We start from the raw sequence: 23,702 nt of genomic DNA, 5'->3' as shown, positions 1-23,702 counted from the left end.
CTGCGTAACGTGGTTGCCGGCGTGTGGTGCCGCAGGGACGGCTGGGAGTTGAGGCGACGAGAGGCGAGGGGCACGCGCACATGGTCGACACGACCGCGACAGATCTCTTCCTCGGTCTGGACCTGGGCAAGGAGTTCCACCACGCCCACGGCCGGACCGCGGACGGCAGAACCGTGCACGACAAACGGCTGCCCAACACCGAGCCGAAGCTGCTGGAGCTGTTCACCAAACTGGTGGCGAAGTTCGGCACCGTACTGGTGATCGTGGACCAGGTCGCCAACATCGGCGCGTTGCCGTTGACGGCGGCCCGCGCGGCGGGCTGCCGGGTCGCCTACCTGCCCGGGTTGTCGATGCGGTGGGCAGCCGACCTTCACCCGGGCGAGGCCAAGACCGATGCCCGCGACGCGTTCGTGATCGCGGAGACCGCCCGGTCCATGCCGCGCACCCTGCGCGCGGTGGACCGCGACGACGAGGTGCTGGCCGAGCTGACGATGCTCACCGGCTACGACAACGACCTGGCCGGCGAGGTCAACCGCACCACCAACCGGCTGCGCGGTCTGCTCTCCCAGATCCATCCTTCCCTCGAGCGCGTGCCCGGCCCCCGCCTGGCCTACCCCTACGTCCTGGCCCTCCTGGCCAGGCACGGCTCGCCGGCCAGGCTGAAGAAGCTCGGACGCACGCGGTGCGAGGCTCTGCTGAAGGCACACGGCTCGCGCAAGGCCCACCACCTCACCACCGAGATCTACGACGCGCTTGCCGAGCAGACCCTGGTTGTTCCCGGCACCGAGGCGTCCGCGCTGATCGTGCCGGGCCTGGCCGCCCAGCTCGCCGCCGCCCATACCCAGCGTCAGGCCACCGAGCAGGAGATCGCCGCCCTGCTGGAGGCCCTCCCTCTTTTCCATCTCCTGACGTCGCTGCCCGGTCTGGGCGTCAGGACCACGGCCGCGGTGATCGTCGCGATCGGTGACGGCACCGGCTTCCCCACCGCCGGACACCTCGCCTCCTATGCCGGGCTCGCCCCCGCCACGAAGTCCTCGGGCACCTCCATCCGCGGTGAGCACGCACCCCACCGCGGCAACCGGCTCCTCAAACGTGCCTTGTTCCAGGCCGCGTTCGCCGCGATCGGCTGCAAGAGCGACCCGTCCTCCCGGATCTACTACGACCGCCAGCGCGCACGCGGCAAGACCCACACCCAGGCGGTCCTCCGCCTGGCCCGGCAACGCGTGAACGTCATCCACGCGATGATCCGCACCGGCGCCCTCTACGAACCACGCACTCCGAGCGACGTCGACCTCGCAGCCTGACACCCCATCTCTCTGCCCTTCAGCCCTCCTCACGTCCGCACACCGGCACGGCCACCCCCGTCCTGCCGGCCACCGAGCTGCCCCCCAGGCACCCGATCCGCCGGGAACATCCCGCTTCGCGGAACGTTCCCGAAAACCAGGACCAACCCCTACGAACCAGCCCCGCCACGCTTGACGAAACAGATAGGGGCGCCCCCCACACCCCTCCCATCAGGAGCCCCGATGCGCAAGAGATTCCTCGCCGCGGCAGTCGTCCTGGCCGCGGCCGGCACGCTCGTCGCCCCGGCCGCGGCCCAGGCGGAAGCCGCCCGCCCCGGTTCGGTGCCGGTACTCGCCCACGGTTCGAAGGCCGGGACCCCGGTCATCGGCGGACACCACGATCCGGGCACGCGCCTTCGGGTCGGTGGTGTGGAAACGGCGAGCGCGCACACGTTGCCGATCGACTACCAGGTGCAGGAGACCGGCTACTGGTGCGGTCCCGCCGCTACCCGTATCGCACTGTCGGCGCGCATCGCCCCGCCCGGCCAGGCGGATCTGGCCCGGCAGCTCGGCACGACCGAGGCAGGCACCGATCACATCAGCCAGGTGACGGGCGTGCTCAACGCAAACCTCGGGACCGGCTGGTACGAGACCAAGGAGATGCCGAACGATCCACCCACCCAGGCCCAGCGGGACCTGCTGTGGAACGACATCGTCCTGGACATCGACAACAATTACCCGCTGGTGACGAACATCGTCGCCCCGCCGGGGAACCAGCCGCCCGGTTATCCGTCGGACCAGACGATCTACCACTACTTCACGGTCCTCGGGTACGACGACGCGAACCGCACCGTCCTCATCGCCGACCCGGCGTCCTTCAGCGGCAACCAGATCTACTGGCTCTCCTTCGACCAACTCGCCACCCTGATACCGCCGAAGGGCTATTCCGCCTGATCCTGCGGCGGGTATTCAGCGCATGGAGCGGGCGACAGCCGCAGCCGGCCGCTGTCGTCCGCGCCCAGGCCACCATGCGGTCTCATGGAGACGACACGGCCGGGTGCCCCGTCAGGCTTTCGTCGTGGGCAGCGCGAATTGCCTTGTCAGGACATGCCTTTGGGGTGCTCAGGCAGCGAGTGAGTACAGACTGCGGTCGGCAACGGCGCTCAGTAGGTACAGCGACTCGACGCCCAGGTTCATCAGGAACAGCAGCAGGGTGACGAACATCGCCGCGAACAGGCCGATGCCCGGGAGGACGAGGCGCGCGGCGATGCCCACGGGGCCGCCGGGCAGAGTACGCGGAGTCTCCGGCAGCCGCAGCGCGCCGAGAGTCGACGCGGTTGCGGCGAGCGGGATGTTCAGGGCGGGGGTGGACAGTTCTCACCGGATTCATCGGGCTGACGCATCGAGTGCCCGGCATGTCGGGCGGCTGCCACGGATAGGATCGGCCGCGTCGGCGAGACCACTGGTGTGGGCATTCGGGCATCGAGGAGTCGTTCATGGACCGTTCCGGCCCGCAGCGTGCCGCACGCCTGGCCACATACGGATCCGTATCCACTCACTTGTCGTTGCTGAGCGACCGTCGACTCGGCGAAGTCGTGGCCGCGGCCACCCCACTCGGGTCCGGCATCGGGGGCCGGTCCGCGGACCTCGAAGTCGGTGGGGCCAGGGTCTTCGTCAAACGGGTCCCTCTGACGGACGTCGAGATACGGCCGGAGAACGTACGGTCGACGGCGAACGTCTTCGGGCTGCCGACCTTCTATCAGTACGGGGTGGGCTCATCCGGGTTCGGGGCCTGGCGGGAGCTGGCCGTGCACACGATGACCACTGACTGGGTCCTCGGCGGCGAGCACGGCAGCTTTCCGATGATGTACCACTGGCGGGTCCTGCCGGACTCCCCTCCCCAGGGATTCGCCGACGAATTCGGGGGTATCGACGGGGCGGTCGCACACTGGGAGGGCTCGTCAGCCGTGCGTGAGCGGCTGGAGGCCATCGGCCGGTCCTCCACCAGTCTTGTGATCTTCCTGGAACACGTGCCGCACACGCTCGCCGCGTGGCTCAGCGACCACAGGGCGGCCGCGCCGGAAGGCGAATACGGCCCGAGGTACGCGTGGGCGGAGGAAGCCCTGATGCGCGGAGCCGACTTCATGAGATCCCGCGGGCTCGTCCACTTCGATGCCCATTTCCACAATGTCCTGACCGACGGCCGGTCGATCTACTTCGCGGACTTCGGCCTCGCCCTGAGCTCAAGGTTCGAACTCTCGCGGATCGAGGCGGAGTTCCTCTCCGACCATCTCGCGTATGACGGCCACTACATCGCGAATCATCTGCTCCGGCACCATCTGCCCGACGGTCTGCGCAGCCGTGTGGATCACGAGGCGTTTCTCCACAACTGGATCGCGGGCGAGAGGCCCGAGGGCGTCCCGCCCGTGATCGCCACGATCATCGACCGGCACGCCCGGACTGCCGTCGTCCTGGACGGGTTCCACCGCCGCCTGCTTTCCGAGAGCAAGCGGACACCGTATCCGACGGCCGACATCGAGCGGGCCGGGCAAGGAAGTTGTTCAGCGGAATAGCGGCGGTTGGGGCCGGCCGGCGGGTCGGCACGCGTGTCCGGTGCGGGAGAAGAGATCGGACGGACGGACTCCCCCGCCGGCCGGCCGCCTCGGCCGACAACGCGGCCCGGCGCGGCCCAGCTCACCCAAACACGACATATTCCTTGACGCGAATATTCTCCTCCAGGAATACTCGCCCTCATGGACGCACTCCTCACCGCCCTGGCCGACCCGGCGCGCTGGCGGCTCGTGAGCCTGCTGGCCGAGCGGCCGCGCCCGGTCGGTGTCCTTGCCCAACTGGCCGGAGCGCGCCAGCCGCAGACGACCAAACACCTGCAGACCCTTGAGCGCGCCGGCGTCGTCACCTCGCAGCGCACCGGCCGGCGCCGCGTCTACGCACTCCGGCCCGCCGCCCTGCACGACCTGGCGGCGGCGCTCACCCTGCTCGCCGACACCGCGGACCAGGCCGGTGGCCCGCAAGCGACCTACGACCGCTACGGGCTCAGCCTCCGCACGGAGCGGCTCGCCGCACAGGAATCGGGATGGGCCGACGGCCGTTCGTTCAGGTTCCTCCGGTCGTTGGCAGCCCACCCCGAGTTGGTCTGGTGTCACCTGACCGAGGCCTCGCTGCTCGCTCGGTGGTGGACGCCGGACGACCTCCGCGTCTCCGAGCTCGTCTTCGAGGCGCGACCGGGTGGGCTGATCGTCCAGGAGTACCGCGATGCGGAGGACGTGGACGGCTCCGACCTGGTAGCCGGGCGCTCGGAGGGAGCCGTCGAGGACGTACGCCCCGGTGAGCATCTCGCCTACCGGCTCTCCCCGCTGCTTCCCGGCGGCGGGCTCGCCTTCACCGCCCATGTAGACCTCGGCCTCCGGCCCACCGTCACCGGCACGGACCTCGATGTCCGTTGGCGGATCACCGACAGCACCGTCGAATCCGCGGACTTCGTCGCAGGCATCGAGATCGGCTTCGGCCAGAGCCTCGACAGGCTCGCGGCAGATCTCGTCACGGGTTCGCACGACAACGACGGCACCGAGCACGACACCAACACCGACATCAGGAGCACGAAATGACAGAGCAGTCCGTCGGCCGCCGGGTCGTCATCAACATGAGCCTCTCCCTCGACGGCCACTACGCCGGGCCGCGCGACCCCGAGGACAATGGCTGGGTCATGCCGTACGCCCACACCGATGTCGCCCGCGACCACATGACCAGCGTCCGGGAGTCGGCGACGACGGCCCTGCTCGGACGGGTCAACGCCGAGGGGTTCCTCGGCTTCTGGCCGACCGTCATCGGCGCGGAAGGGGTCGACCCACGCGACGAGGGCTTCGCCAAGTGGCTCCTCGACACCGACAAGGTGGTCCTGTCCTCCACCCTCGGCCAGGCGCCGTGGGAGCGGACGACGATCGTCGACAAGCCGGCCGCCGAGGTGGTCGCGGACCTCAAAACCACCGAGGGCGGCGACATCCTCGTGCTCAACAGCGCAAGCGTCATCAAGGCGCTGCTGGCGGCCGACAAGGTCGACCGGCTGGCCCTCACGATCTTTCCGGTCTTCCTCGGCGGCGGTCCGCGCCTGTTCGACGACGGCCTGCCCACGGGGCGGTGGGCGCTCGTCAGCCAGGCCGCGGGCGAGCACGGCACGTTGTCTCTCGTCTACGACCGAGTCCGCTGAGCCGGCCGGCCAGCGGACTCGGCCGTGCACTGTTGCGTACCTCTCCCGCCCGGGTCGGGGCCGGCGGACTGGGTCGTGCCCGCGATTCACCGATCCGCGGTCCCGAACGAACGCTGCCGCCCCTGAGCAAGTCGCTGCCGCCCCCGGCCGCCAGAGCCTGAATCCACCGGCGAAACCGGGGTCCGTGCCCCCCGTTCCCGCGCTGACCGGAGTGGACCGATGGACGGCTTCGACCCCGCACCCGGTCGTAAGGTGCGGGGCCGAAGCCGCTGGATGAGCGCTGTGGTCACGCTACTCCTGGTCGGCGGTGCGGCGGCGCTTCCACCACACCAGGCCGCCGCCGACGGCCGCGAGGGCTGCGGCGAGTCCGGCGATCAGTCCGACCGGCGTACTGGAGCCGGTGTCGGCGAGGTCGCCTTCCGGATCCTTCCCGCCCGTGCCGCCGCCGTTGCCGCCGGTGGCCGGGGGCGTGCCGGGGTCGGTGGGCTTGCCCGTCGGCTCACCCGGCTTGGTCGGCGTGGGAGTCGGCTTCGGGTCCGGTCCCGGGGTGTCGCCGCCGCTGGAGATGTCGGAGGAGACGGTGTTGCCTCCCAAGAGCAAGAGGTTCGCGTCGCCGTCCTTGGCATTGTCCGTCAGCGTGCGCACCGATGACTTCGTCTCGCGAGGGAGATAGCGGTGCTCGGTGTCGAAGCGCTGCTTGGTCATGTTCCGCTTGGGCTGCTTGGAGAAGTCCACTCCGCCCACGCTCATGGTGTAACGGCCGCCGCCGGCGTCGTGCTCCCACTGCTGTTCGCCTTCACGCAGCGACTTCAGGTACGCCTGGTACACCTTCTCCCGCGTCCAGTCCTTGTTCTCCCCGCGCAGCGGCCACGAGGAGACATCGTTGCTGTTGATCACCTTGTGGTAATCGGTGGGGGTCTTGGCGTCCTGCTGGCGGATGAACTCCGCCGCCACCCGGGCCGTGTAGACGCGGCGCAGGTCGGCGTAGCGTGCGTCGTTGTTCACGCGCCTTTCGACCTCGGGCATGATCAGCCGGTTCATGCGGTCTTCGGTGGCCTTCTTCTCGGCCTCGTTGAACTCGCACAGGTACGGGTCGCCCGGCATGTTGTCGATCTTCAGGTACTGAGCCTTGACCTTCAGCGGCGTGTCCAGGATATGGATGCCGCCGTTCTCCTCGCGAACGACCGCGGTGTCCGGCTCGATCCAGTTGCGGACCTGGAACCAGCAGGGGACGCCCTCGGAGTTGCGGGGCAGCGACTTCCAGTACTCGTCGGCCTCCGGGCGCTTCGTCGGGTTCATCGCATCGGCGAAGTCCCTCTTCAGCTCCAGGTCGGCCTCCAGCAGGGTCCGGCCGGCGTCGGTCTTCCCGAACGCGCTGTCCATGATCTCGTCGGGCTGGTCCGGGTTGAGGTTGACCCAGAACTTCTCCGGGGTCAGGGCGAGCCAGGTGAAGAACGCGTCGTTGATGAGCTGCGCCTTCTCCTTGCCTCCCCAGCCGGCGGTGTCTTCGGGGACTTCCTTGGCGGAGAAGCTGTAGTCGACGCCTTTGCCCTTGACCGGCTTGCCGATGTACCGCAGCTCCAGCGTGGTGAAGTCCACCCCGCCGGGCCCCTTGGGCTGGAGCCGGTTGGGGTCGGCCGCGTTCTTGCGGTCCAGGAACTCCTTCATGGCCTTCGGGTTCGGACGCGACTCACGGATCAGGTCCTGCGCGCCGCCGCCGGTGACACCCTTGGAACCCGGGGGCTGCATCGTGGTCGTCTTGTCCCGTACGCCACCGCCCGGGGCCAACTCGACCTTCCTGGAGCGGTAGTTGTACTCGGTGACCTTGCCCGGGGCGTTCTTCTTCAGTTCGCTCAGGTGGTCCCTGGCGGCCTTCTCCTGCGGCTCGGCGAAGATGTACTTCAGGGACTTGACCGGGCTCTTCTCCTGCTTGGACCAGGCGATGTCGCCGGGCTTCTGCTTGGGGTCCGGGCGCCCGTTGGACTTGATCTCCAGCGCCTCTCCGGTCTTCTTGTTCCAGGCGTCCGCCTGACGCCGGTGGGTGTCGCCGGTGTCGGGGTCGGTGAAGTCGAACTCCTTCTGGCAGATCCAGTCGTCGCCGACGAGCCCGTGGTCCTTGATGATCTTCTTCTCGAACGCCTTGCCGCGCGGGTCGTTTCCAGCGTTCTTGATCAGGATGATGTCGCGCCAGTAGGTGAAGTCACCGTAGGCCTTCGGGTTCTTCTTGCTGGCCCTGATCCACTTCCACCACACCCGGTCGACGGCCCGGGACTTCGGAGGCTCCTTGGCCTCCTTCTCCAGCCGTTTGACGTCCTCCTCGGACGGCGGACCGAGGCCGTCCCACTTCTTGCCCGGGTTCTCGTACTCGTAGGTGTCCCACTGGGACTTGGCCCGCGAGGCATCGGCATCCGCGTCGGGCAGATCCACGATGGCCTGGAGATCCTCGGCCAGGTCGAAGTAGTCCCGGCACAGCATCCCCGGGTTCGGCGGCTTCTTGGCCGGCGCGGCATCCGCACTGGAGGTGAGGCCCGGCAGGCCGGTGAGCGTGAGAGTCGCCGCGGCGGCGACCGCGACAGCGGACGACAGGCGCGCCCTCACGCGTAAACGTATGGATTTCAACTCTTTGTCCCTTACCTGAGGGGCTTGGGGGACACTTGAGAGCGGTGTGAGCCCCCCGTGACATGACACCGCCATCGAGGCAGTCTGTACCTCAACTCTTTTTGAATGCAACCTGATTGGCGCCACGACACGCGGGCCGTTGCCGCACCTGCGGAGACACCGAGTAGGGTCGGCCGGTATGGAGATGACCGAGGACGAGTACCAGGAGCTGGCCGAGCTGGACCGGATCCGTTCCAGCAATCCCGTCCTGGACGCCTGGCTCCAGATCCAGCGGCAGGAGTTCCCCGCTTGGGCCCAACAGCTCGGCGGGGACTGGGACTTCACCCCCGCCTCGCTTGAGCGCCTGGAGACCCTCGTTCGCTCCCGCTGCACCAGCAGTGACCAGGCATGGGAGGAACGCGGCAGCGACTTCCTCCAGACAGCCGCCTGGTATGTCGGCGAGGTCCACAACCGCACCTGCGGCACCCGGTGGCAGTTCCACCCCGACTCCGCCACAGCCGACCCGGCCGTGTGGCCGTTCGTCACCGTGCCGTTCGACCGGCTCTTCGACTTCGAGGACGAGGACGGCATCGAATCCGATGCCAGACCCCTGTACACGCCGGTCAACCGCCTGTGCGGAATCCTTGACGCGGACGGCGGGAGCCTCATCACGGACATCGATATCCACACACCCCCGTCGCAGTAGTCGGCAGGGATCGCGTCAACGCGCTCTGGGGCACGGCCGGTTAGGTCACGATGGGTCCCGACCGGCGCGGCGTATCCGCGGCCCGAGCGGTGCGGGTCCTCGCTGCTGGTGGCCGAGAGGGGGTTGACCGGGCCGAGCAGGGCGAGCTCTCCCCCGTCCGGCGCCACAGCCGGCTCCCGGCCCAGGACCCTGCCGAAGTCCACCAGGTCGCCACCGGGACGGGCAAGGACTTCATCCTGGTCCTCACGGCGGGGGACGAGCCCTATGACCCGCTGATCAAGGGCTGAGTGCCGTCATCCCGGTCCGTCCGCCGACGTGAGCGCCGGAAATCGCCCGGCCGGCTCCACATCGGCCACGAGGAGCGCCGGATCGCTCCCGCGTCCACCTGCCGTCGGCGGGCTGCGGGGTCACTCCGCGGGCCTGTTCACGCGGATCAGAGTCTGCTGGCCGTTGGCGACGAGCTTCCGGTCGCCGCCGGCCCGTACGCCGTACACCTCCAACTGGCATACGGTCAGGGTGCGTCCGGACTTCAGGACAGTCCCGATCGCTTCGATGTGGTCACCTGCGGCGGGCGCGAGGAGGTTGATCTTGTACTCGACGGTGAGGACCTCGGACTCCTCGGGGAACAGCGTGAGCGCCGCGTAACCACCGGCGCTGTCCGCGATGGCGCTGGTGGCGCCCGCGTGGACGTAGCCGTGCTGCTGGGTCACCTCGGGACGGGACGGGAGCTCGATGTGGACCCGGCCGGGGCCGATGTGGGTCATGCGTGCGCCGAGGTGGGGCATGAGGCCCTGGCGGTCGAAGCTGTCCTGGACACGCTTCTGGACGTCGGGGCTCGCCTGTTCCTGCTGCGGTCGGTCTCCCATGTGCTCTCCTTCGTACGCGTACGGGCAAGGCGGGTGCGTAGCCCGACCAGGCATTCCACCAGCAGGAACCGCCGATGACGGTCATCATGGCACCGGATGGCCGACGGCCGGGTGGACCAGGCCCCGAGCCGTCCTGCGGAGGGTGCCGAGCAGTCCGGCCTGCGGGGCGACGGGCCAGCCGCACGCGGCGCCGATGCACTACGGAACGTCGATGAACCACGGGAGCAGAGAACTCGGCGACGGCAGAATGTATCCAGTGGCAGGTGCGGCGCCGTCTTCTGTAGGTTCTGCCGATGCGGCAATTCGCGGAGATCGAAGACCTGTCGGAACTCGTGCATGATGCGCTGGGAACGGGACGCCGCGTTGTCGCGGTGGACCGGCTGCGCGGGGGAAGCAAGAAAGGCGTGTACCGGGTCCGCCTCGATGGACCCCGTACAGAGAGCGTGATCGTCTACAGCTGGGCCGAGGCCGAGAACTTCTGGCCGGACGCGCGAGAGACCGATCCGGCCGACCCGTTCGCACCCGCCTCCGGGATGGTTCCGTTCCTGACCGCACGACGGACTCTGGAAAGTCTCGGGGCACAAACTCCGCAGGTGCTCCTGGCGGATGACAGCCGGCGCCGCTTCCCGGCGGACGTCGCCGTGGTCGAGGACGTCTCCGGCGGCACGCTCGAAGCACTCTTCGAAACCGACCCCGGGCGCGCCGCCGGGGCCCTGGGCGACCTCGCCGAAATGCTTGAGATGATGCACCGGGACCGGGCCCGGCATTACGGCAAGGTGCATCTGCTGGAGCGGGGCGACGGCGTGTCCGAGGTCTCGTGCGAGCGGCGGGTGCTCGACCGCGCCCTGCGGGATCTTGAGGAGGCGGCGGGCCGCGACGGCAGCATCGCGACGGCCGGCGCCGCTCTGCGCGACCGGCTGCGGGAGCTGGCCGACCGGGTGAGCCCTCGCACGGAATACGGACTGATCCACGGAGAACTCGGGCCCGACCACGTCCTGATCGACGCCGAGGGGCGCCCCGTCCTGATCGACATCGAGGGCCTGATGTACTTCGACATCGAGTGGGAGCACGTCTTCCTCCGGCTCCGCTTCCGCGAGCGGTACACCGCGCTGGCCCGGCCCGGTCTCGATCCGCAGCGGCTCGACCTCTACATGCTCGCGATGCGTCTGTCGCTGGTGGCCGGTCCACTGCGCCTCCTCGACGGTGACTTTCCCGACCGGGCGTTCATGCTCGGCGTCGCCGAGCACAACGCGAAGCAGGCTCTGGCGCTCCTGCCGTCGGTATAGCCCCCCGGGGCACGCGAGATCGCGTGGAGCACTCGCGTACGACCGCGTCGGCTTCCTCGGGGCTACGCGCCGGCCCGGCCGTGCGGGACGAGAGCGTCGGATGGTCACCGTCCAGCCGGCGTCGCGGACTTGGGCGGTCGGAGTTCGGCGCGTCGCAGCACGGGCACAGACAGGCCGAGCGCCGCGGCGAGCAGGCAGATCGCGCCGCATCCGGCGAAGAACACGTCCGCTCCCCACAGGGCCACGGTGACGCCGACGACCGGAAAGAGTGCGGGTGCGAGGCCGAGCGTGCACAGCGTCGTGACCGAGGTGACCCGGCCGAGGTATCGGGGGTCGGTCTCCGTCTGGATCAGGGCACCGGTCACGGTTGTGGTGAATCCGCTGGTCAGGCCGATCAAGGCGCCGAACATCACGGCGGTGGGCAGCGAGGGAGCCTGCCCCAGGGCGGCCGCCCCCGCGGCGGTGACGAGCAACGCGCCGGACATCGTCAGTCCGGCGCGCGGTATCCGGGGAGACACGGTGAGCAGCAACGCAGCGGCCGCCGCTCCGACGCTGAATGCGCTCGCGACCCATCCCATGCCCGAGGCGCCCCAGCCGCGTTCGTCCGCCAGGAGAACCAGGCCGGTGGCGACCGGACCGCTGAAGCACATCTCGCTCAGTCCGATCACCGCGACCAGTGGTGCGAGCATCCGGTGGCGGCGGACATATCGCAGGCCGTCAATCAACTCACGCCAGGCGGAGGCACGTTGAGACACCGCCTCGATCTCAGCTGTGATGCGCACCGTGAGCAGAACGCCGAGCGAGACGGCGAAGAGAACGCCTGCGACCGTGAACGCAGCGGCCGCACCACCTATCACCAGCACGGATCCCGCCAGAAGGGGGCCGACGGCGTTGCTCAGCCGGATCGACAGCCCGCGCATCCCCTGGACCCGGGCGAGTTGCTCGGGCGCCGTGATGCGCCGCGGGAGCGCGCCCACCGCCGGCATGAACACCGCGTCGACCACGCCGAAGACCAACGCGACCGCGACCAGCAGCCACACGCTCGGGGACGCCGGAGCAACCGCCGCAGCCACGGCGAGGATCACCGCGCAGCGGATCGCATCGCTGACGACGGCAACCCGGCGCGGCCCGAACCGGTCGGCCACTACGCCCCCGCCGAGCATGAGCACCGCGCGGGGAAGTGCCCCGGCCGCGACCACCAGGCCCGCCTGCGACGGCCCGCCGACGCGAGTGGCAGCCCAGGACAGGACGAGAAAGTACACGACGTCGCCCGTGACCGAAGCCGTGTACGCGGTGAGCCAGCGCAGGACATCGACGTCCCGGAACGCGGGCCGCGCGGACAGGGTCATGTCCTGCGCGCTCACGCGTCGCCGGTCGGCGGCTGAGCCGTACCGGGCACCGGGAACGCCTGCACTTGCAGCACCACCGGAGAGGAGCCTTCGGGCGCTTCGCTCGCTCCGTGCCGGTAGCGGGAGATCACCTCGAAGATCTCGGCCCTCATCCGGTCCACGTCACCAGGGGTCAGATACAGCAGGAAGTCGCTGTAGGCAGTGGCGTCGAGCCATTCCTCAGGAAGCAGCGCCACCTCCTGCGCGGCCCGGCGCAGTCGATCGGCAGCGGCCACGGCGACTGCCTGTACGTACGCGCGTCCGGCCTCGCGCTGTTCCGCGGGCGCGGCCGCGGGATCGTGGATCGACTGCCGATGGACGGATTTCCACCATCGTTCCCGTCCGGTGCCCCGGTCCGGCTCGTCCACGATGAGTCCGCCCGAGGCGAGGCGGCGCAGGTGATAGCTGGCCGCGCCGGGGTTGATGCCGAGTTCGTCGGCGATGCGGGTGGCGGTGGAGGGACCACGCTCGCGCAGCAGAGTGAGCACGTTCAGGCGCAACGGGTGAGCGAGTACGCGCAGGGCAGCGGTGTCGAGTTCGATGTCCCGTTCCGAGGACTCGGCGGAGGCGGAGCTCTTGGCGAAGGGAGTGGAGGAAGCGGCCATGCGCCGACGATAGACCTACAACAGTTCTTTCGAAAGAGATGTTGTGAAGGCATGGGTCAGGGGCAGGAGCCTGAACCCACGACGGGGCAATACACCGGCCCTTCGAGTCGTCCCCCGGTCTTCGACACGGACGAGGGTGCCGAACGCCGCAATCTCCGTGACCGGCCCGGTGACCACTCGCCCGACCCGCGCGCTACCCGCGGCAGGTGGGCGAAGCCGCTGATCTCCGGCTCATGGACGGCCAGTTGACGGAAACCCTCGCCCGTCCCCGGATCACCGGCCGGGCTCGCGCTCGGGGATTGCGGCCAGGGCGACCATGCGGTGCATGACCGCCGTCGGAATCGAAGGGTTCTGGGCGGCGTCCTCGGCACTGTGCTCATCGAGGAGCAGGGAGATCAGGACGTCCGACGGCAGGGCCGGGTTCTGCCGGGCCGAGTGCTGGACACTGTGGTCGGCATCGCCGGCCAGCCTGACGGCGGAGTCGACGCCGAGGCCGGAGTCGACGCCAAGGCTGGAGTCGACGCCAAGGCCCGATGGTTGACCTGCCTTGGCGCTGGTACTGCCATCGAGCCGGGGCCGACCCGGACGCAAGGGTGAGGGTCGGCTCCGGCAAGGTCGAGCAGGGTGTCTCAGCCGGCGTCGGCGGTCTCGTCGAAGAAGCGGACGATCCGCGGAAGGGCCTGCCTCACCGAGTCGCTGTGGTCGAAGTCGCCGACGTCCGTGAGCCGGTAATCGGCGCCGTTGCCCGTCAACTGTTGCGCACAGTATTCGGAGTGGGAGTCATCGACGTCCTGGTCGCCGCGGGCGTGGAAGAGGCTCACAGGTACGTTCGGCTTCCAGTCGCACGTGGTGTCCAGCGCGTTGAGCCGGAGCTTGAGGGTGCCGCTGGGCGTGCGGATCTTGTCCAGGAAGTCTTCGGTGAACAGGTCCTTGGAAGCGGGCGGCAGCGCGCCGGCGATCTGCTCGGTCGTGTGGTCACCGTCGAAGAGGTCCTCCACGATCTGGTCGTAGGGCGCGCGGAAGGCTTCGCCCGGCGAGCCGTAGAGGCCGTAGGTCTTGTTCCATGCGGTGGCGAAGTAGGCGAGATAGAGACCGGACTTGGCGATCTTGTCGTCCGCCGCGGCCGCCTCGAACACGGACAGATGGAACGGGCCGGCGACCGGGGCGAGCGCTCCGAGCCGGAAGTAGTGGTCGGCGCCCTCCTCCTGGAGTGCCCGGCCGACCAGCATCGTCGCCGGCCCGCCCTGCGAGAACCCGCTGACCTGGACCGTACGCTCAAGCTCCCGGCCGTTTCGGTGGGCGAAGGCACGGGCCGCGCGCAGCCCGTCGACACTGGCGGCAACGGTGGCCCGTGGGTCACCGTAGGGGTGGAAGCCCTCGCCCGCGCCGAGGCCCACGTAGTCGGGGGCCGAGACCGCGCGTCCGGTCGACGCGAACAGGTACGCGGCGAGTCGGTCGTCGGATGCGGGGTTCTCCGAGGCGACGTCCTTGCGGTAGGCGATGGTTCCGTGCAGCCAGGAGACGGTCGGCAGACGACGCCCGACGGTCTTCGGCAAGACGAGAAGCTGGCTCGCCGTGGTGGGCTCGCCCGCGCTGTTCGTGGTGCGGTAGACGACCTGGTACGCCGTCACTCCGTAGCGGACCTGGGAGGAGTCGATCTTTCCTTGGAGCTCCAGGGTCACCTGTTGTGCCGTCAGGTCGGCCACCTGGCGAAAGGAGACGACGGTTCCGGCCTGCGCCGGCCGGGTGTGGGTGTCATCGACCGGGGCCGGCACGGTCGTGGCAGGTCGGGTCGGGGTCGCGGCCGTCGAGGACGAGGCCGGCAGGGTCAGTGCCGCGCCGCTGCCGAGGATCGCCGCACCGACCAGGAGCCGGGCGTGGAAGCGCTGTGAAGTCATGTGTGGATCTTGCCGACTGACGGTGGCACAGGGACATGAGGCCACCCACCCACCTTGTGTAGGGCCAGCCCTACAGGGCTTCCCTAGGGGTGAGCGGGTGCGCAGGCGGCGGACGGAAAGGCCGCGTTCGTCGGTGACCCCGGAGCACCTCGGCCCGGTGGACGGCCGCTCGGCGGAATCGGGCTCCGGGCTTCCGTGGAAGGGCGGTCGGCATGGGGCGCCCGGTCACCGAAGGCGTTGGGTGTCTAGGGTCGGGCCCATGACGAGGACCACACCGCCGCGGCCGGTGGATGTCGAGACGCTCTTCCCTGAGCTGGCCGCGTACCGGGGCACCACCACCCGGTTGCACCCGAGGCCGGGGAACCCGGACGTGTCGGCCAGTTCCGTGGGTGGGCCGATGCTGTGGCCGGCGGACGAGCCGTGGCCCGTGTGCACCGAGGCCCACGGTCGTGGACGTGGCCGGCGTCCTGCGGACATACACCGGAAGCGCGAGGTCCTGGCCTTGGCGTGGGCCCGCGAACCCCTTTCGGGCCCCACGGAGGAGGAACGGCACCTTCTGGACGAGCTTGGCCGCGAGCACCGGATCCCAGGCGTCCGCGAGACCGATGCCCTACCGTTGATCGGCCTTGCGCAGCTGTACCGGCGGGACGTCCCCGACCTGTCGGCCGGCCCGGACGGCTGCGACCTGCTCCAGGTGTTCTGGTGCCCTTTCCACGCGCACGGCCCGAGCCGGTACGACCTGCTGCTTCACCTGCGCCGGCGCAGGTCCGCGGAAGTCGGTGAGGTGCTGGCCTCGCCACCGCAGCCGCAGGTCGTCGGCTCCGAGGGCTACGTGCCCGAGCCCTGCGTGCTCCAACCGGAGCAGGTGGTCACGTACCCGTTCGCCGGCCTCCTGCCCGAGGACCTGTGCGCCCGGATCGACGCGTGGGAGGAAGCCCTTGCGGAAGAGGCGGAGCAGCAGGGAGCCGACGAGAACGCGGATGAGCCGATCGGCTACCAGTACGACCTGTCCATTCCGCCCGGCTGGCGTGTCGGCGGTTTCCCGTCCTGGCACGCCACCGACCCTTCGCCCATGGACTGCCTGACCTGCGCGACACCTTTGGAGCTGCTGCTGACCATCGACAGCTCCGAGTGGGACGGTGGCAGCGGAAGCTGGAAACCACTGGAAGAAGGAGACCTGCCCGCGCACCGGTCCGCCACGCCCACCAAGGTCGTCGTGGGCCGGGCCGGCGAACTCAACGTCTTCGTCTGCCCCACCGATCCCGACCACCCGCACCGCTGGAGCATCCAGTAGCCCGTCCGGCTCCCGGGCCGGTGGCCGGGTCACCGGCGTCGCGTCAGCTCCCTGTCGGCCCGGCCGTCGCCGCGGGCCCCGGCCATGACCGGCACGGTGTCTCGACCATCAGCATCCGCCGGTTCGCACCCTTGAGCAGTCTTTGAGTCTTCCTCGAATCGCCCTTGCTCCGTGACAAGCACGCATGATCATGGAGACTCCAGGGGCCGAGGGGTGCGGCTCGCGTCCGCTTCGCACTGCCCGCCGCTCGTCGTTTGCCCCTGCCTCTACCGCTCAGTCAATGGAAGGTATTCCGTGCGCAAGCTCGTGTACTACATCGCGTCCACTCTCGACGGTTTCATCGCGGGACCGGACGGTTCCGACCCCACCGGTCCGGACGGCTTCTGGCCGGTGCCCGAGGACTACGTTCAGCACCTCATCACCGAGTACCCGGAAACCCTGCCCGCTCCGGCCCGTGCCGCACTGTCCGTCACCGCCGACGGCACGCATTTCGACACCGTCCTCGAAGGACGCCGCTCCTACGAGATCGGTCTCCGGTCCGGATTGACCGACGCCTACCCGCATCTACGGCATCTGGTGTTCTCCCGGACGCTGAGCGAGAGTCCGGACCCGGCGGTGGAGCTGGTCGCGGACGATCCGGTGGACACCGTACGGCAGTTGAAGAAGCAGGACGGCAAGGACATCTGGCTGATAGGCGGTGCCGAGCTGGCCGGTGCGCTGTACTCCGAGATCGACGGGCTGATCGTCAAGCTGAGCCCGATGACCATCGGCACCGGGATTCCGCTCTTCTCCCACAAGGCGGCATTCGATCCGTGCGGTTGGGAACTCACCGACCACACCGTCCTGAAGAGCGGGGCGGTCTTCCTCACCTACGCCCGCCGAATCCTGGCCGCGTAGCGGTCGGGCGAGGGCCGTGAACACCCGCGGCCCTCACAGCAATGGTTCCTCGACAACACCCTCGGGTTCATGTCACGCCCGAACGGCAACACCGGTCCCCGCGACCCGAACCGGGTCCCGGCGACCGGAGTTCGCCGCATCACACGAGTCCCGGATCAGCTCACAGCACGCACACGCCCGGGGACCGGGCAGCGCGAAGCGAGGAGCGCACGGCGACGGGTCTCAGGATCCGCAGAACGGCATGGCCCGCACGTATCCGCCGAGGTTCTCGTCGTCGGTACCCAGGAGGGCATCGGCGGAGCCGGGCAGACACTCCACCGCCTCGATCTTGTACCGCGGGAACGTCCCGAGCACGGCCGGGTGCGCCGCGAGCGTGATCCGCACCTGGCCGGCGGCCGACACGGTCACCCGGCCCGCGTCGCTCACCGCGGAGTCGAACGGGCCGTCGTCACCGGCGTCCGATGCCGAACTGACGATGATCCGGCCGGACACATCCTCCGGAAGGAGAACTCGGCGAGCGGATTGAACGCGTACTGCCCGCTGTAGTTGAACTCCGCCGGAGGGGCGGTGGCGGTGATGCTGGGCGCTGCTGCTTCTCGGTGTCGGCCGAGGTCAATCGAGCCTCCTGGAAGGACGTCCGGGCCTGTCGTGGAGCTCAACGACCGGGCAGGTTCCCCGAACACATGTATTTGAGGCGCACTATCGCCACCGACTCCCGCCGCCCTGCCCCGGACGACTAGCGTGTCCGGATGCCCTCCATGAATCTGCGTCATTCGGTCCGCGCGATCATCCTCGACGAGGAGGACCGCGTCCTTCTCTGCCGGTTCGCCTTTCCGGGACCGGCGGGAACGGCGGAAACGGTGGTGTGGACGGCTCCTGGCGGAGGGATCGAGCAGGGTGAGACACCGCTTGCCGCGCTCCATCGCGAGCTGCGGGAGGAGGTGGGCCTCGTGGTCAGGACCGATCCGCCGCACGTATGGCACCAGGAGGTCGTGGCGCCAGGACACGCAGCGGGCTACGACGGCGTCGTCAACGACTACTTCCTCGTACGCACTGCCGGGTTCGTCCCTCGCGGGACGCTGTCCGACGAGGCGCTCGCCGCGGAGAACATCACCGGCCTGAAGTGGTGGCACCCGCGGGAAGTCGCCGGTTACGACGGCCCCGAGCTCTTCTCGCCGCGCGACCTGACGACACCTCTGATGGCATTGCTCGCCTCGGGTGTTCCCGCCGGGCCGGTGCCGCTGGGTCTCTGAACCGAAGATCCGGGGACGTGCGGCTCGGCCTCGGCCGGATACGGGGCCGCGGAGCGTCCCAGAACCTGAGCCGGGTCCCGCGCGGACCCTGCCGGCCCACTCCCGACCGGACGCAGTCGCACACGCGCCCTGTCGCCACTGCTCTCAAGGCGCGGGCCGACCTGACCGCCCTGCGCGCGCCCCTCCGGCTATTTCCTCGCGGTACACCGCTCGCAGGACTGCGGTATGCAGCTCGCAGCACTTGCGGTTCGCCGCTCGCAGGACTCGAGGCGGGAGACGTGTGTCGGCCGATTCACCGAGAAGGGACCTCGGGACCTGTCCCAGGGCTCCCCGGAGCCCCGGCCGGCCGCGCCTCTTCCCCAGCCCGCCGCGGTGGACGACACTCGTCGCAAGATCACAGCACCTCTGCGACGGGGGAGATCGGGGTAGGCACATGCGGGGTCTCGTGCTGCGGCTGGCCGGGCTCAACGCCGGGGCGGAGAGCGCCATGCGGCTCATCGGCTTCTTCGACACCCTCGTCGAGCAACGGCTCGGCCTCGACGGGGTACTGGTCATGGCGGCCCGGGTCGCCGAGTGTCCGGTCGGTCTGGCCGGGCCCGGTCCCGACGGTCTCGCGGCCCGGCCGGACGGCAGTACGCGGCCGGGCGGGCCTCCCCCGGGCGCGGCCGTCCGGGAACTGCGGGGCGGGCAGCGGGCCTGGCTGGCGCGAGAGGGTGCCCCGCAGCCCTTCGACGAACTGCTCCTGGAGCGTTTGGCGTTGGCCTGCGACGCCGTGCTGAGCCGTCGCGGGAGCAAGGCGGTGCCGCTCGACCCGGCGCTGCTGGAGACCGTCATCAGCTCCACCGCCCCGCTGCCCGAACGGGCCCGCGCGCTGCGGCTGCTGGGCCTCGCCCCTTCGGGCCCCCTCACTCTCCTGGCCGTCGACGGCGGTCGGGGCCCGGAGGGGATGACACCACTCCTCGACAGGCTCCCACCCGCCTCGGCGGGCCGTCGCCGGACGGCCGCGCTCGGCTCCGTGCACGCGGTGGCCGTGACGGGCCCGCTGCCGGAGCGGCTGCTCGCCCCGGCGGGCTTCCGGATCGGGGTCGGTCCCAAGGTCACCGGGACCGAGGCACCGCGCTCCTGGGAGGGTGCGGTGCGGGCGCTGCGCTTCGCGGGGACCTCTCGCTCGGACGTGGGCCTGGCCCCGGTCGTGGAGGAGCCCGCGATCTACCACTCCTCGCTCGGCGCCTTCGAGGTGCTCGCGAGGGAACTGTCCGGCCCGGCCATCTCCGGCATCGGAGACCTGGACGTCCTGGACGCGCTCGCGGCGGAGCCGGGCAGCGGCACGGAGCTGCTGACCACACTGGAGGTCCTGGTGCAGACGGATTCTCTGCGCGCGGCGGCGCGGGAGCTGCACCTGCACCACAACTCGGTGGCGGTGCGCGTCGCGCGGGCGGAGGCGGCGCTCGGCTACGGGCTGGGCGAGACCGTGGGCCGCTTCCGGCTCGCACTGGCCCTCGCCCTGCGCCGTCTGCGGGACAACCCGGCGTAGGGCCGTCGACGCGGGTGACGCGAGGCGCGTGGGAGGGCCGTCGACGCGAGCGGCGCGCGAGGGCGCGTGGGAGGGGCGGAGCGAGGGCACCTGGGAGGCGAAGTTCGCCGTCGACCCCGGCGCCCCTTCCCCCCTTCCCCCTTCCCCCTTCCCCCTCCTTCCGCCGGGCGCAAGGCGCCAAGCGGCGCGGACGGGGGCCGTTCCCGCGCCATCCGGCGCATGCCGTGGGCAGGACCGCGGACACAGACTGACGGACGTCAGCAGCGGCTCTCCCGGGCGGCCCTCGTTCCGTCCGGGGCCGCTCCGTGTCGTCCGCCGGAGGCCCCCGTGTCCCTTCCCCTGCCCGTCGATCCCGAACTCGCCCCGTGGCTCTCCCTGCTGCCCGCCCTCGATGTCGGCGACGCCGTCGCCGCGCGGGCCACCGTCGAGGCGATGGGCGCCGCCGCGCCGCCCTTCGCCGTACCCGAGGGCATCGAGCTGAACGAGCACCGCGTTCCGGGGGCCGCGGGCGCCCCTGAGGTTCCGGTGGCGGTCTTCCGTCCGACGGGGGCCGGGACGGTACTGCCCGCCGTGCTCTACGTGCACGGTGGCGGGTTCATCCTGGAGGAGGGGGACGGCGACCGGGCCCTCGCGGCGCGCTGGGCGGCCGAACTCGGCGCCGTCGTCGTCGCCGTGCGATACCGGCTGGCCCCCGAGCACCCATATCCTGCCGCCACCGACGACTGTTACGCGGCCCTGGAGTGGCTCGCCGCGAACGCCACCGGCCTCGGGGCGGATCCGGCACGGATCGCCGTCGCCGGGATCAGCGCCGGGGGCGGCCTCGCCGCCGCCCTCGCCCTGCTCGCCAGGGACCGCGGCGGCCCGGAGCTGTGCTTCCAGCTGCTCGACATCCCGGAGCTGGACGACCGCCTGGAGACCCCCTCGATGCGGGAGTTCACCGACACTCCGGTGTGGAACCGCCCCAACGCCGTCCACAGCTGGCGGGCCTACCTCGGGGCGGACCGCGACCCGGCGGCCCCGGTACCCGCCTATGCCGCGCCCGCCCGCGCCGAGGACCTGTCCGGGCTGCCGCCCGCATATGTCGCCGTCAGCGACCTCGACCCGCTGCGCGACGAGGGCCTCGACTACGCCCAGCGCCTCGTGCGGGCCGGTGTCCCCACCGAGCTGCACCTGTTTCCCGGCACCTTCCACGGCGCGGCGGGCTTCGTGCCCGACACGGCCGTGACCCGCCGCATGAGCGAAGGCGCGCTGGACGCGCTGCGCCGCGGTCTCGCCGTCTGACAACCCACTCCCCCGCAAGGAGCCGCACATGACCGACCGAGCAACCCCCGTGCCGGAGTACGACGCTCTCGTCGTCGGCGCCGGTTTCGGTGGCCTCTACGCCCTGCACCAGTTGCGCACGCACGGGTTCAGCTGCCACGCCTTCGAGACGGGCGACGACGTCGGCGGTACGTGGTACTGGAACCGCTACCCCGGAGCCCGCTGCGACGTCGAGAGCCTGGACTACTGCTACTCGTTCTCCCCCGAGCTGCACGCCGAGTGGGACTGGACCGAGCGCTTCGCCACCCAGCCCGAGATCCTGCGCTACGCCAGGCACGTCGCGGACCGCTTCGATCTGCGACCGCTGATCTCCTTCGAGACGCGGGTGGCCTCCGCCGTATGGGAGGAGGAGAGCAGGACGTGGCTCCTGACGACCGAGGACGGCCGCCGCGCCCGCGCGCGCTTCCTCGTCACCGCCGTGGGCTGCCTGTCCGCATCCCGCGTTCCCGACCTGCCCGGCCTCGCTGCCTTCCGCGGCGAGGTGCACCACACCGGCCGCTGGCCGCACGAGGGCGTGGACCTGGCGGGCAAGCGCGTCTCCGTCATAGGCACTGGTTCCTCCGGCATTCAGGCGGTGCCAGAACTCGCTTCGGCGGCACGTCATCTGACGGTATTTCAGCGCACCCCCAATTACAGCCTGCCGGCCCGCAACCGGCCGCTGTCGGGCCGGGAGAGCTGGCGGGCCAAGGCGGAACTGGAGGAGCTGCGCGCCTATGCCCGTACCGGCTTCTCCGGCTTCTACATCGCCTCCACCGGCAGCTCGGCCCTCGATGTGGGCGAGGAGGAGCGCCGGGCCGCCTTCGAACGCAAGTGGGCCATCGGCGGGACCGAGATCATGTCGGTCTTCACCGACGTGCTGACGGACGGAAAGGCCAACGAACACCTTGCCGAGTTCGTCCGCGAGAAGATCCGGGACGCCGTGGACGACCCGGCGACGGCTCGGAAGCTCGTCCCGCTGGACTACCCCATCGGCGCCAAACGCATCTGCGTCGACTCGGGCTACTACTCCACGTACAACCGGGAGAACGTCGACCTCGTCGACCTGCGGGCCGAACCGCTCGTGGAGATCACCGAGGACGGCGTCCGCACCGAGGCCGGCACGTACCCGGCGGAGGTACTGGTACTGGCCACCGGCTACGACGCCATGACCGGGCCGCTCACCCGCATCGACATCCGCGGGAGGGGCGGCCGGTCCCTGAAGGAGCAGTGGGCCTCGGGACCGCGCAGCTATCTGGGCCTCGCGGTGGCAGGCTTCCCCAACCTGCTGACGGTCACGGGGCCGGGCAGCCCCTCGGTGCTGGTCAACATGGTGCGGGCGGTGGAGCAGCACGTCGACTGGATCGTGGACTGCCTGCGACGGCTGCGCGAGGACGGGGTGGACCGGATCGAGGCGCGGCCCGAGGCACAGGATTCCTGGGTCGCCCATGTCAACGAGGTCGCCGACACGACTCTCTACCCGCGCGCCAACTCCTGGTACGTGGGTGCCAACGTGGAGGGAAAGGCACGGGTGTTCATGCCGTACGCGGGCGGGCTCAACCATTATCGGGAGCGTTGCGAGGAGGTCGCGCGATCCGGCTACCGGGGCTTCGCGCTGGGCCCGGAGGTGTCGGCATGACGCGGGACACCCTGAGGCTGGACGGGCGCTCCGTCGTCGTCACCGGCGCGGGCCGGGGCCTCGGCCGGGCCTACGCCCTCGATCTCGCCGGGCGCGGTGCCCGGGTCGTGGTCAACGACCTCGGAACGGCGACGGACGGCACCGGGAGCCGGGACGCGGGCCCGGCGGCGCGAGTCGTGGAGGAGGTCCGGGCGGCGGGCGGGACGGCGGTGGCCAGTACCGCGGACGCGAGCGGGGTGGAGGGGACACAGTCCCTGATCGATCTGGCGTGCGCCGAGTTCGGTTCGGTCGACGGCATCGTGGCGAACGCCGGGATCTACCGGCCGGGGCTGGACTTCACCGAGATCGACGAGGGCCTGCTGGAGCGGATGACGGCCATCCACTCCTTCGGCGCCTGGCGGCTGGCGCGGGCCGCCTGGCCCCACTTCACGGAGCGCGGACGGGGCCGGATCGTCCTGGTCACCTCGGCGGCCGGTCTGTACGGGATGGCGGGGAACGCCGCGTACTCCTTGCTCAAGGCGGGGATCGTGGGGCTGACGCGGACACTGGCCGCCGAGGGGGCCCCGCACGGCATCCGTGTCAACGCCGTGGCTCCGGTGGCCTGGTCACGGATGTCCGCGGCGACCGGGGGCGTACCGCCCGAGGTGCTGGAGCGGATGCGGGAGGAGGCGCCACCCGAGGCGGTCGCGCCGGTGGTGGCCGCGCTGCTCGCCGATGGGGTGCCGGTCACGGGCGAGGTGCTGAGCGCGGGGCGCGGCCGTGTGGGCCGGGTGCTGACGGGTGAGACCCCGGGAATCCGCTCGGCGGACGGCGGACCGCTGCCCGCGCAGGACCTCACCGAGCGGATCGCCGAACTCCTCTCCGTGGAGGGAGTGGTGTACCCGGCCTCGGCGCACGAGACGCCCTGAGCGGCTTTCCGGGTCGGCGCGGGCGG

At 70.3% G+C, this 23,702-nt stretch carries 23 protein-coding genes; 15 read left to right on the top strand and 8 right to left on the bottom strand.

Annotation, left to right across the window (positions count from 1 at the left end; all coding sequences use genetic code 11):
- The first annotated feature begins 80 nt into the window (after window positions 1-80).
- Window positions 81-1,304: an IS110 family transposase gene (locus tag OG520_RS37815; RefSeq protein WP_406016140.1), complete on the top strand. Its 1,224-nt coding sequence runs from the start codon at window positions 81-83 to the stop codon at window positions 1,302-1,304.
- 222 nt (window positions 1,305-1,526) lie between these two features.
- Window positions 1,527-2,237, top strand: a complete 711-nt coding sequence (locus OG520_RS37810) for a C39 family peptidase (RefSeq protein WP_406016139.1) — start codon at window positions 1,527-1,529, stop codon at window positions 2,235-2,237.
- A 168-nt stretch (window positions 2,238-2,405) separates the two neighbouring features.
- On the opposite strand, the gene OG520_RS37805 is transcribed toward OG520_RS37810, so the two are convergent.
- Complete coding sequence (locus tag OG520_RS37805) at window positions 2,406-2,558, bottom strand: hypothetical protein (protein ID WP_406016138.1); 153 nt, start codon at window positions 2,556-2,558, stop codon at window positions 2,406-2,408.
- Between the two features lie 221 nt (window positions 2,559-2,779).
- On the opposite strand from OG520_RS37805, the gene OG520_RS37800 reads away from it, so the two are divergent.
- The 3 genes from OG520_RS37800 to OG520_RS37790 all read left to right on the top strand — a co-directional run bounded on the left by OG520_RS37800 (window position 2,780) and on the right by OG520_RS37790 (window position 5,508).
- The gene (locus tag OG520_RS37800; RefSeq protein WP_406016137.1) at window positions 2,780-3,856 is read left to right on the top strand and encodes a protein kinase family protein; all 1,077 of its coding nucleotides are present in this window, start codon (window positions 2,780-2,782) and stop codon (window positions 3,854-3,856) included.
- Between the two features lie 180 nt (window positions 3,857-4,036).
- Window positions 4,037-4,909 (top strand): metalloregulator ArsR/SmtB family transcription factor, encoded by an 873-nt coding sequence (locus OG520_RS37795; protein WP_406016136.1) that lies wholly within the window; start codon window positions 4,037-4,039, stop codon window positions 4,907-4,909.
- Window positions 4,906-5,508: a dihydrofolate reductase family protein gene (locus OG520_RS37790; protein WP_406016135.1), complete on the top strand. Its 603-nt coding sequence runs from the start codon at window positions 4,906-4,908 to the stop codon at window positions 5,506-5,508. Before OG520_RS37795 ends, OG520_RS37790 begins: the two co-directional genes overlap by 4 nt.
- Window positions 5,509-5,799: 291 nt before the next feature.
- Here the strand turns inward: OG520_RS37790 and OG520_RS37785 are convergent, their stop codons facing one another.
- The gene (locus tag OG520_RS37785; RefSeq protein WP_406016134.1) at window positions 5,800-8,106 is read right to left on the bottom strand and encodes an LAETG motif-containing sortase-dependent surface protein; all 2,307 of its coding nucleotides are present in this window, start codon (window positions 8,104-8,106) and stop codon (window positions 5,800-5,802) included.
- Window positions 8,107-8,305: 199 nt separating this feature from the next.
- Between OG520_RS37785 and OG520_RS37780 the strand changes: the two genes are divergently transcribed.
- Both OG520_RS37780 and OG520_RS37775 read left to right on the top strand, forming a co-directional pair.
- The gene (locus OG520_RS37780; RefSeq protein ID WP_389981930.1) at window positions 8,306-8,812 is read left to right on the top strand and encodes a hypothetical protein; all 507 of its coding nucleotides are present in this window, start codon (window positions 8,306-8,308) and stop codon (window positions 8,810-8,812) included.
- A gap of 50 nt (window positions 8,813-8,862) precedes the next feature.
- Entirely contained in the window at window positions 8,863-9,099 is a 237-nt protein-coding gene (locus OG520_RS37775) for a hypothetical protein (protein WP_406016133.1), read from the top strand.
- Window positions 9,100-9,219: 120 nt separating this feature from the next.
- On the opposite strand, the gene OG520_RS37770 is transcribed toward OG520_RS37775, so the two are convergent.
- The gene (locus OG520_RS37770; RefSeq protein ID WP_406016132.1) at window positions 9,220-9,678 is read right to left on the bottom strand and encodes a PaaI family thioesterase; all 459 of its coding nucleotides are present in this window, start codon (window positions 9,676-9,678) and stop codon (window positions 9,220-9,222) included.
- 293 nt (window positions 9,679-9,971) lie between these two features.
- Here OG520_RS37770 and OG520_RS37765 point away from each other — a divergent pair, with 293 nt between their 5' ends.
- Window positions 9,972-10,964, top strand: coding sequence for a phosphotransferase family protein (locus OG520_RS37765; RefSeq protein WP_406016131.1), 993 nt, complete (start codon window positions 9,972-9,974; stop codon window positions 10,962-10,964).
- Window positions 10,965-11,068: 104 nt separating this feature from the next.
- Here the strand turns inward: OG520_RS37765 and OG520_RS37760 are convergent, their stop codons facing one another.
- From OG520_RS37760 to OG520_RS37745, 4 genes are all read right to left on the bottom strand, one after another.
- Window positions 11,069-12,313, bottom strand: coding sequence for an MFS transporter (locus tag OG520_RS37760; RefSeq protein ID WP_406016657.1), 1,245 nt, complete (start codon window positions 12,311-12,313; stop codon window positions 11,069-11,071).
- Between the two features lie 11 nt (window positions 12,314-12,324).
- Window positions 12,325-12,957 carry an ArsR/SmtB family transcription factor gene (locus tag OG520_RS37755; protein ID WP_389981922.1) on the bottom strand — a complete coding sequence of 211 codons (633 nt, stop codon included), beginning with the start codon at window positions 12,955-12,957 and terminating at the stop codon, window positions 12,325-12,327.
- 273 nt (window positions 12,958-13,230) lie between these two features.
- On the bottom strand, window positions 13,231-13,548 hold the full coding sequence (locus tag OG520_RS37750) for a hypothetical protein (protein ID WP_406016130.1): 318 nt from the start codon (window positions 13,546-13,548) through the stop codon (window positions 13,231-13,233).
- A 38-nt stretch (window positions 13,549-13,586) separates the two neighbouring features.
- Window positions 13,587-14,855 carry an alpha/beta hydrolase family protein gene (locus OG520_RS37745; protein WP_406016129.1) on the bottom strand — a complete coding sequence of 423 codons (1,269 nt, stop codon included), beginning with the start codon at window positions 14,853-14,855 and terminating at the stop codon, window positions 13,587-13,589.
- A 259-nt stretch (window positions 14,856-15,114) separates the two neighbouring features.
- On the opposite strand from OG520_RS37745, the gene OG520_RS37740 reads away from it, so the two are divergent.
- Together OG520_RS37740 and OG520_RS37735 are read left to right on the top strand one after the other, a co-directional pair.
- A complete protein-coding gene (locus OG520_RS37740) occupies window positions 15,115-16,149 on the top strand; it encodes a hypothetical protein (RefSeq protein WP_406016128.1) in 1,035 nt (344 codons plus the stop codon).
- Window positions 16,150-16,443: 294 nt separating this feature from the next.
- Window positions 16,444-17,046 (top strand): dihydrofolate reductase family protein, encoded by a 603-nt coding sequence (locus tag OG520_RS37735; protein WP_406016127.1) that lies wholly within the window; start codon window positions 16,444-16,446, stop codon window positions 17,044-17,046.
- A gap of 222 nt (window positions 17,047-17,268) precedes the next feature.
- Here the strand turns inward: OG520_RS37735 and OG520_RS37730 are convergent, their stop codons facing one another.
- The gene (locus OG520_RS37730) at window positions 17,269-17,538 is read right to left on the bottom strand and encodes a hypothetical protein (protein WP_406016126.1); all 270 of its coding nucleotides are present in this window, start codon (window positions 17,536-17,538) and stop codon (window positions 17,269-17,271) included.
- A 257-nt stretch (window positions 17,539-17,795) separates the two neighbouring features.
- Between OG520_RS37730 and OG520_RS37725 the strand changes: the two genes are divergently transcribed.
- The 5 genes from OG520_RS37725 (at window position 17,796) to OG520_RS37705 (ending at window position 23,676) form a co-directional block, all read left to right on the top strand.
- The gene (locus OG520_RS37725) at window positions 17,796-18,299 is read left to right on the top strand and encodes an NUDIX domain-containing protein (RefSeq protein ID WP_406016125.1); all 504 of its coding nucleotides are present in this window, start codon (window positions 17,796-17,798) and stop codon (window positions 18,297-18,299) included.
- A gap of 433 nt (window positions 18,300-18,732) precedes the next feature.
- Entirely contained in the window at window positions 18,733-19,833 is a 1,101-nt protein-coding gene (locus tag OG520_RS37720) for a helix-turn-helix domain-containing protein (RefSeq protein WP_406016124.1), read from the top strand.
- A 327-nt stretch (window positions 19,834-20,160) separates the two neighbouring features.
- Entirely contained in the window at window positions 20,161-21,114 is a 954-nt protein-coding gene (locus OG520_RS37715) for an alpha/beta hydrolase (protein ID WP_406016123.1), read from the top strand.
- A 28-nt stretch (window positions 21,115-21,142) separates the two neighbouring features.
- On the top strand, window positions 21,143-22,768 hold the full coding sequence (locus tag OG520_RS37710) for a flavin-containing monooxygenase (protein WP_406016122.1): 1,626 nt from the start codon (window positions 21,143-21,145) through the stop codon (window positions 22,766-22,768).
- Window positions 22,765-23,676 carry an SDR family NAD(P)-dependent oxidoreductase gene (locus OG520_RS37705; protein WP_406016121.1) on the top strand — a complete coding sequence of 304 codons (912 nt, stop codon included), beginning with the start codon at window positions 22,765-22,767 and terminating at the stop codon, window positions 23,674-23,676. Before OG520_RS37710 ends, OG520_RS37705 begins: the two co-directional genes overlap by 4 nt.
- Window positions 23,677-23,702: the final 26 nt, after the last annotated feature.

The sequence above is a fragment of the Streptomyces sp. NBC_00984 genome (genome assembly GCF_045162475.1).
Classification (GTDB): domain Bacteria; phylum Actinomycetota; class Actinomycetes; order Streptomycetales; family Streptomycetaceae; genus Streptomyces.
This window is presented reverse-complemented; position numbering and strand designations above follow the sequence as displayed.

What these genes read in the sequence shown, in the direction of transcription:
- OG520_RS37815 (WP_406016140.1), top strand. Translation starts at nt 81, where the DNA reads ATGGTCGACACGACCGCGACAGATCTCTTCCTCGGTCTGGACCTGGGC.
- OG520_RS37810 (WP_406016139.1), top strand. Translation starts at nt 1,527, where the DNA reads ATGCGCAAGAGATTCCTCGCCGCGGCAGTCGTCCTGGCCGCGGCCGGC.
- OG520_RS37800 (WP_406016137.1), top strand. Translation starts at nt 2,780, where the DNA reads ATGGACCGTTCCGGCCCGCAGCGTGCCGCACGCCTGGCCACATACGGA.
- OG520_RS37795 (WP_406016136.1), top strand. Translation starts at nt 4,037, where the DNA reads ATGGACGCACTCCTCACCGCCCTGGCCGACCCGGCGCGCTGGCGGCTC.
- OG520_RS37790 (WP_406016135.1), top strand. Translation starts at nt 4,906, where the DNA reads ATGACAGAGCAGTCCGTCGGCCGCCGGGTCGTCATCAACATGAGCCTC.
- OG520_RS37780 (WP_389981930.1), top strand. Translation starts at nt 8,306, where the DNA reads ATGGAGATGACCGAGGACGAGTACCAGGAGCTGGCCGAGCTGGACCGG.
- OG520_RS37775 (WP_406016133.1), top strand. Translation starts at nt 8,863, where the DNA reads ATGGGTCCCGACCGGCGCGGCGTATCCGCGGCCCGAGCGGTGCGGGTC.
- OG520_RS37770 (WP_406016132.1), bottom strand. Translation starts at nt 9,678, where the DNA reads ATGGGAGACCGACCGCAGCAGGAACAGGCGAGCCCCGACGTCCAGAAG.
- OG520_RS37765 (WP_406016131.1), top strand. Translation starts at nt 9,972, where the DNA reads ATGCGGCAATTCGCGGAGATCGAAGACCTGTCGGAACTCGTGCATGAT.
- OG520_RS37760 (WP_406016657.1), bottom strand. Translation starts at nt 12,313, where the DNA reads ATGACCCTGTCCGCGCGGCCCGCGTTCCGGGACGTCGATGTCCTGCGC.
- OG520_RS37755 (WP_389981922.1), bottom strand. Translation starts at nt 12,957, where the DNA reads ATGGCCGCTTCCTCCACTCCCTTCGCCAAGAGCTCCGCCTCCGCCGAG.
- OG520_RS37745 (WP_406016129.1), bottom strand. Translation starts at nt 14,855, where the DNA reads ATGACTTCACAGCGCTTCCACGCCCGGCTCCTGGTCGGTGCGGCGATC.
- OG520_RS37740 (WP_406016128.1), top strand. Translation starts at nt 15,115, where the DNA reads ATGACGAGGACCACACCGCCGCGGCCGGTGGATGTCGAGACGCTCTTC.
- OG520_RS37725 (WP_406016125.1), top strand. Translation starts at nt 17,796, where the DNA reads ATGCCCTCCATGAATCTGCGTCATTCGGTCCGCGCGATCATCCTCGAC.
- OG520_RS37720 (WP_406016124.1), top strand. Translation starts at nt 18,733, where the DNA reads ATGCGGGGTCTCGTGCTGCGGCTGGCCGGGCTCAACGCCGGGGCGGAG.
- OG520_RS37710 (WP_406016122.1), top strand. Translation starts at nt 21,143, where the DNA reads ATGACCGACCGAGCAACCCCCGTGCCGGAGTACGACGCTCTCGTCGTC.
- OG520_RS37705 (WP_406016121.1), top strand. Translation starts at nt 22,765, where the DNA reads ATGACGCGGGACACCCTGAGGCTGGACGGGCGCTCCGTCGTCGTCACC.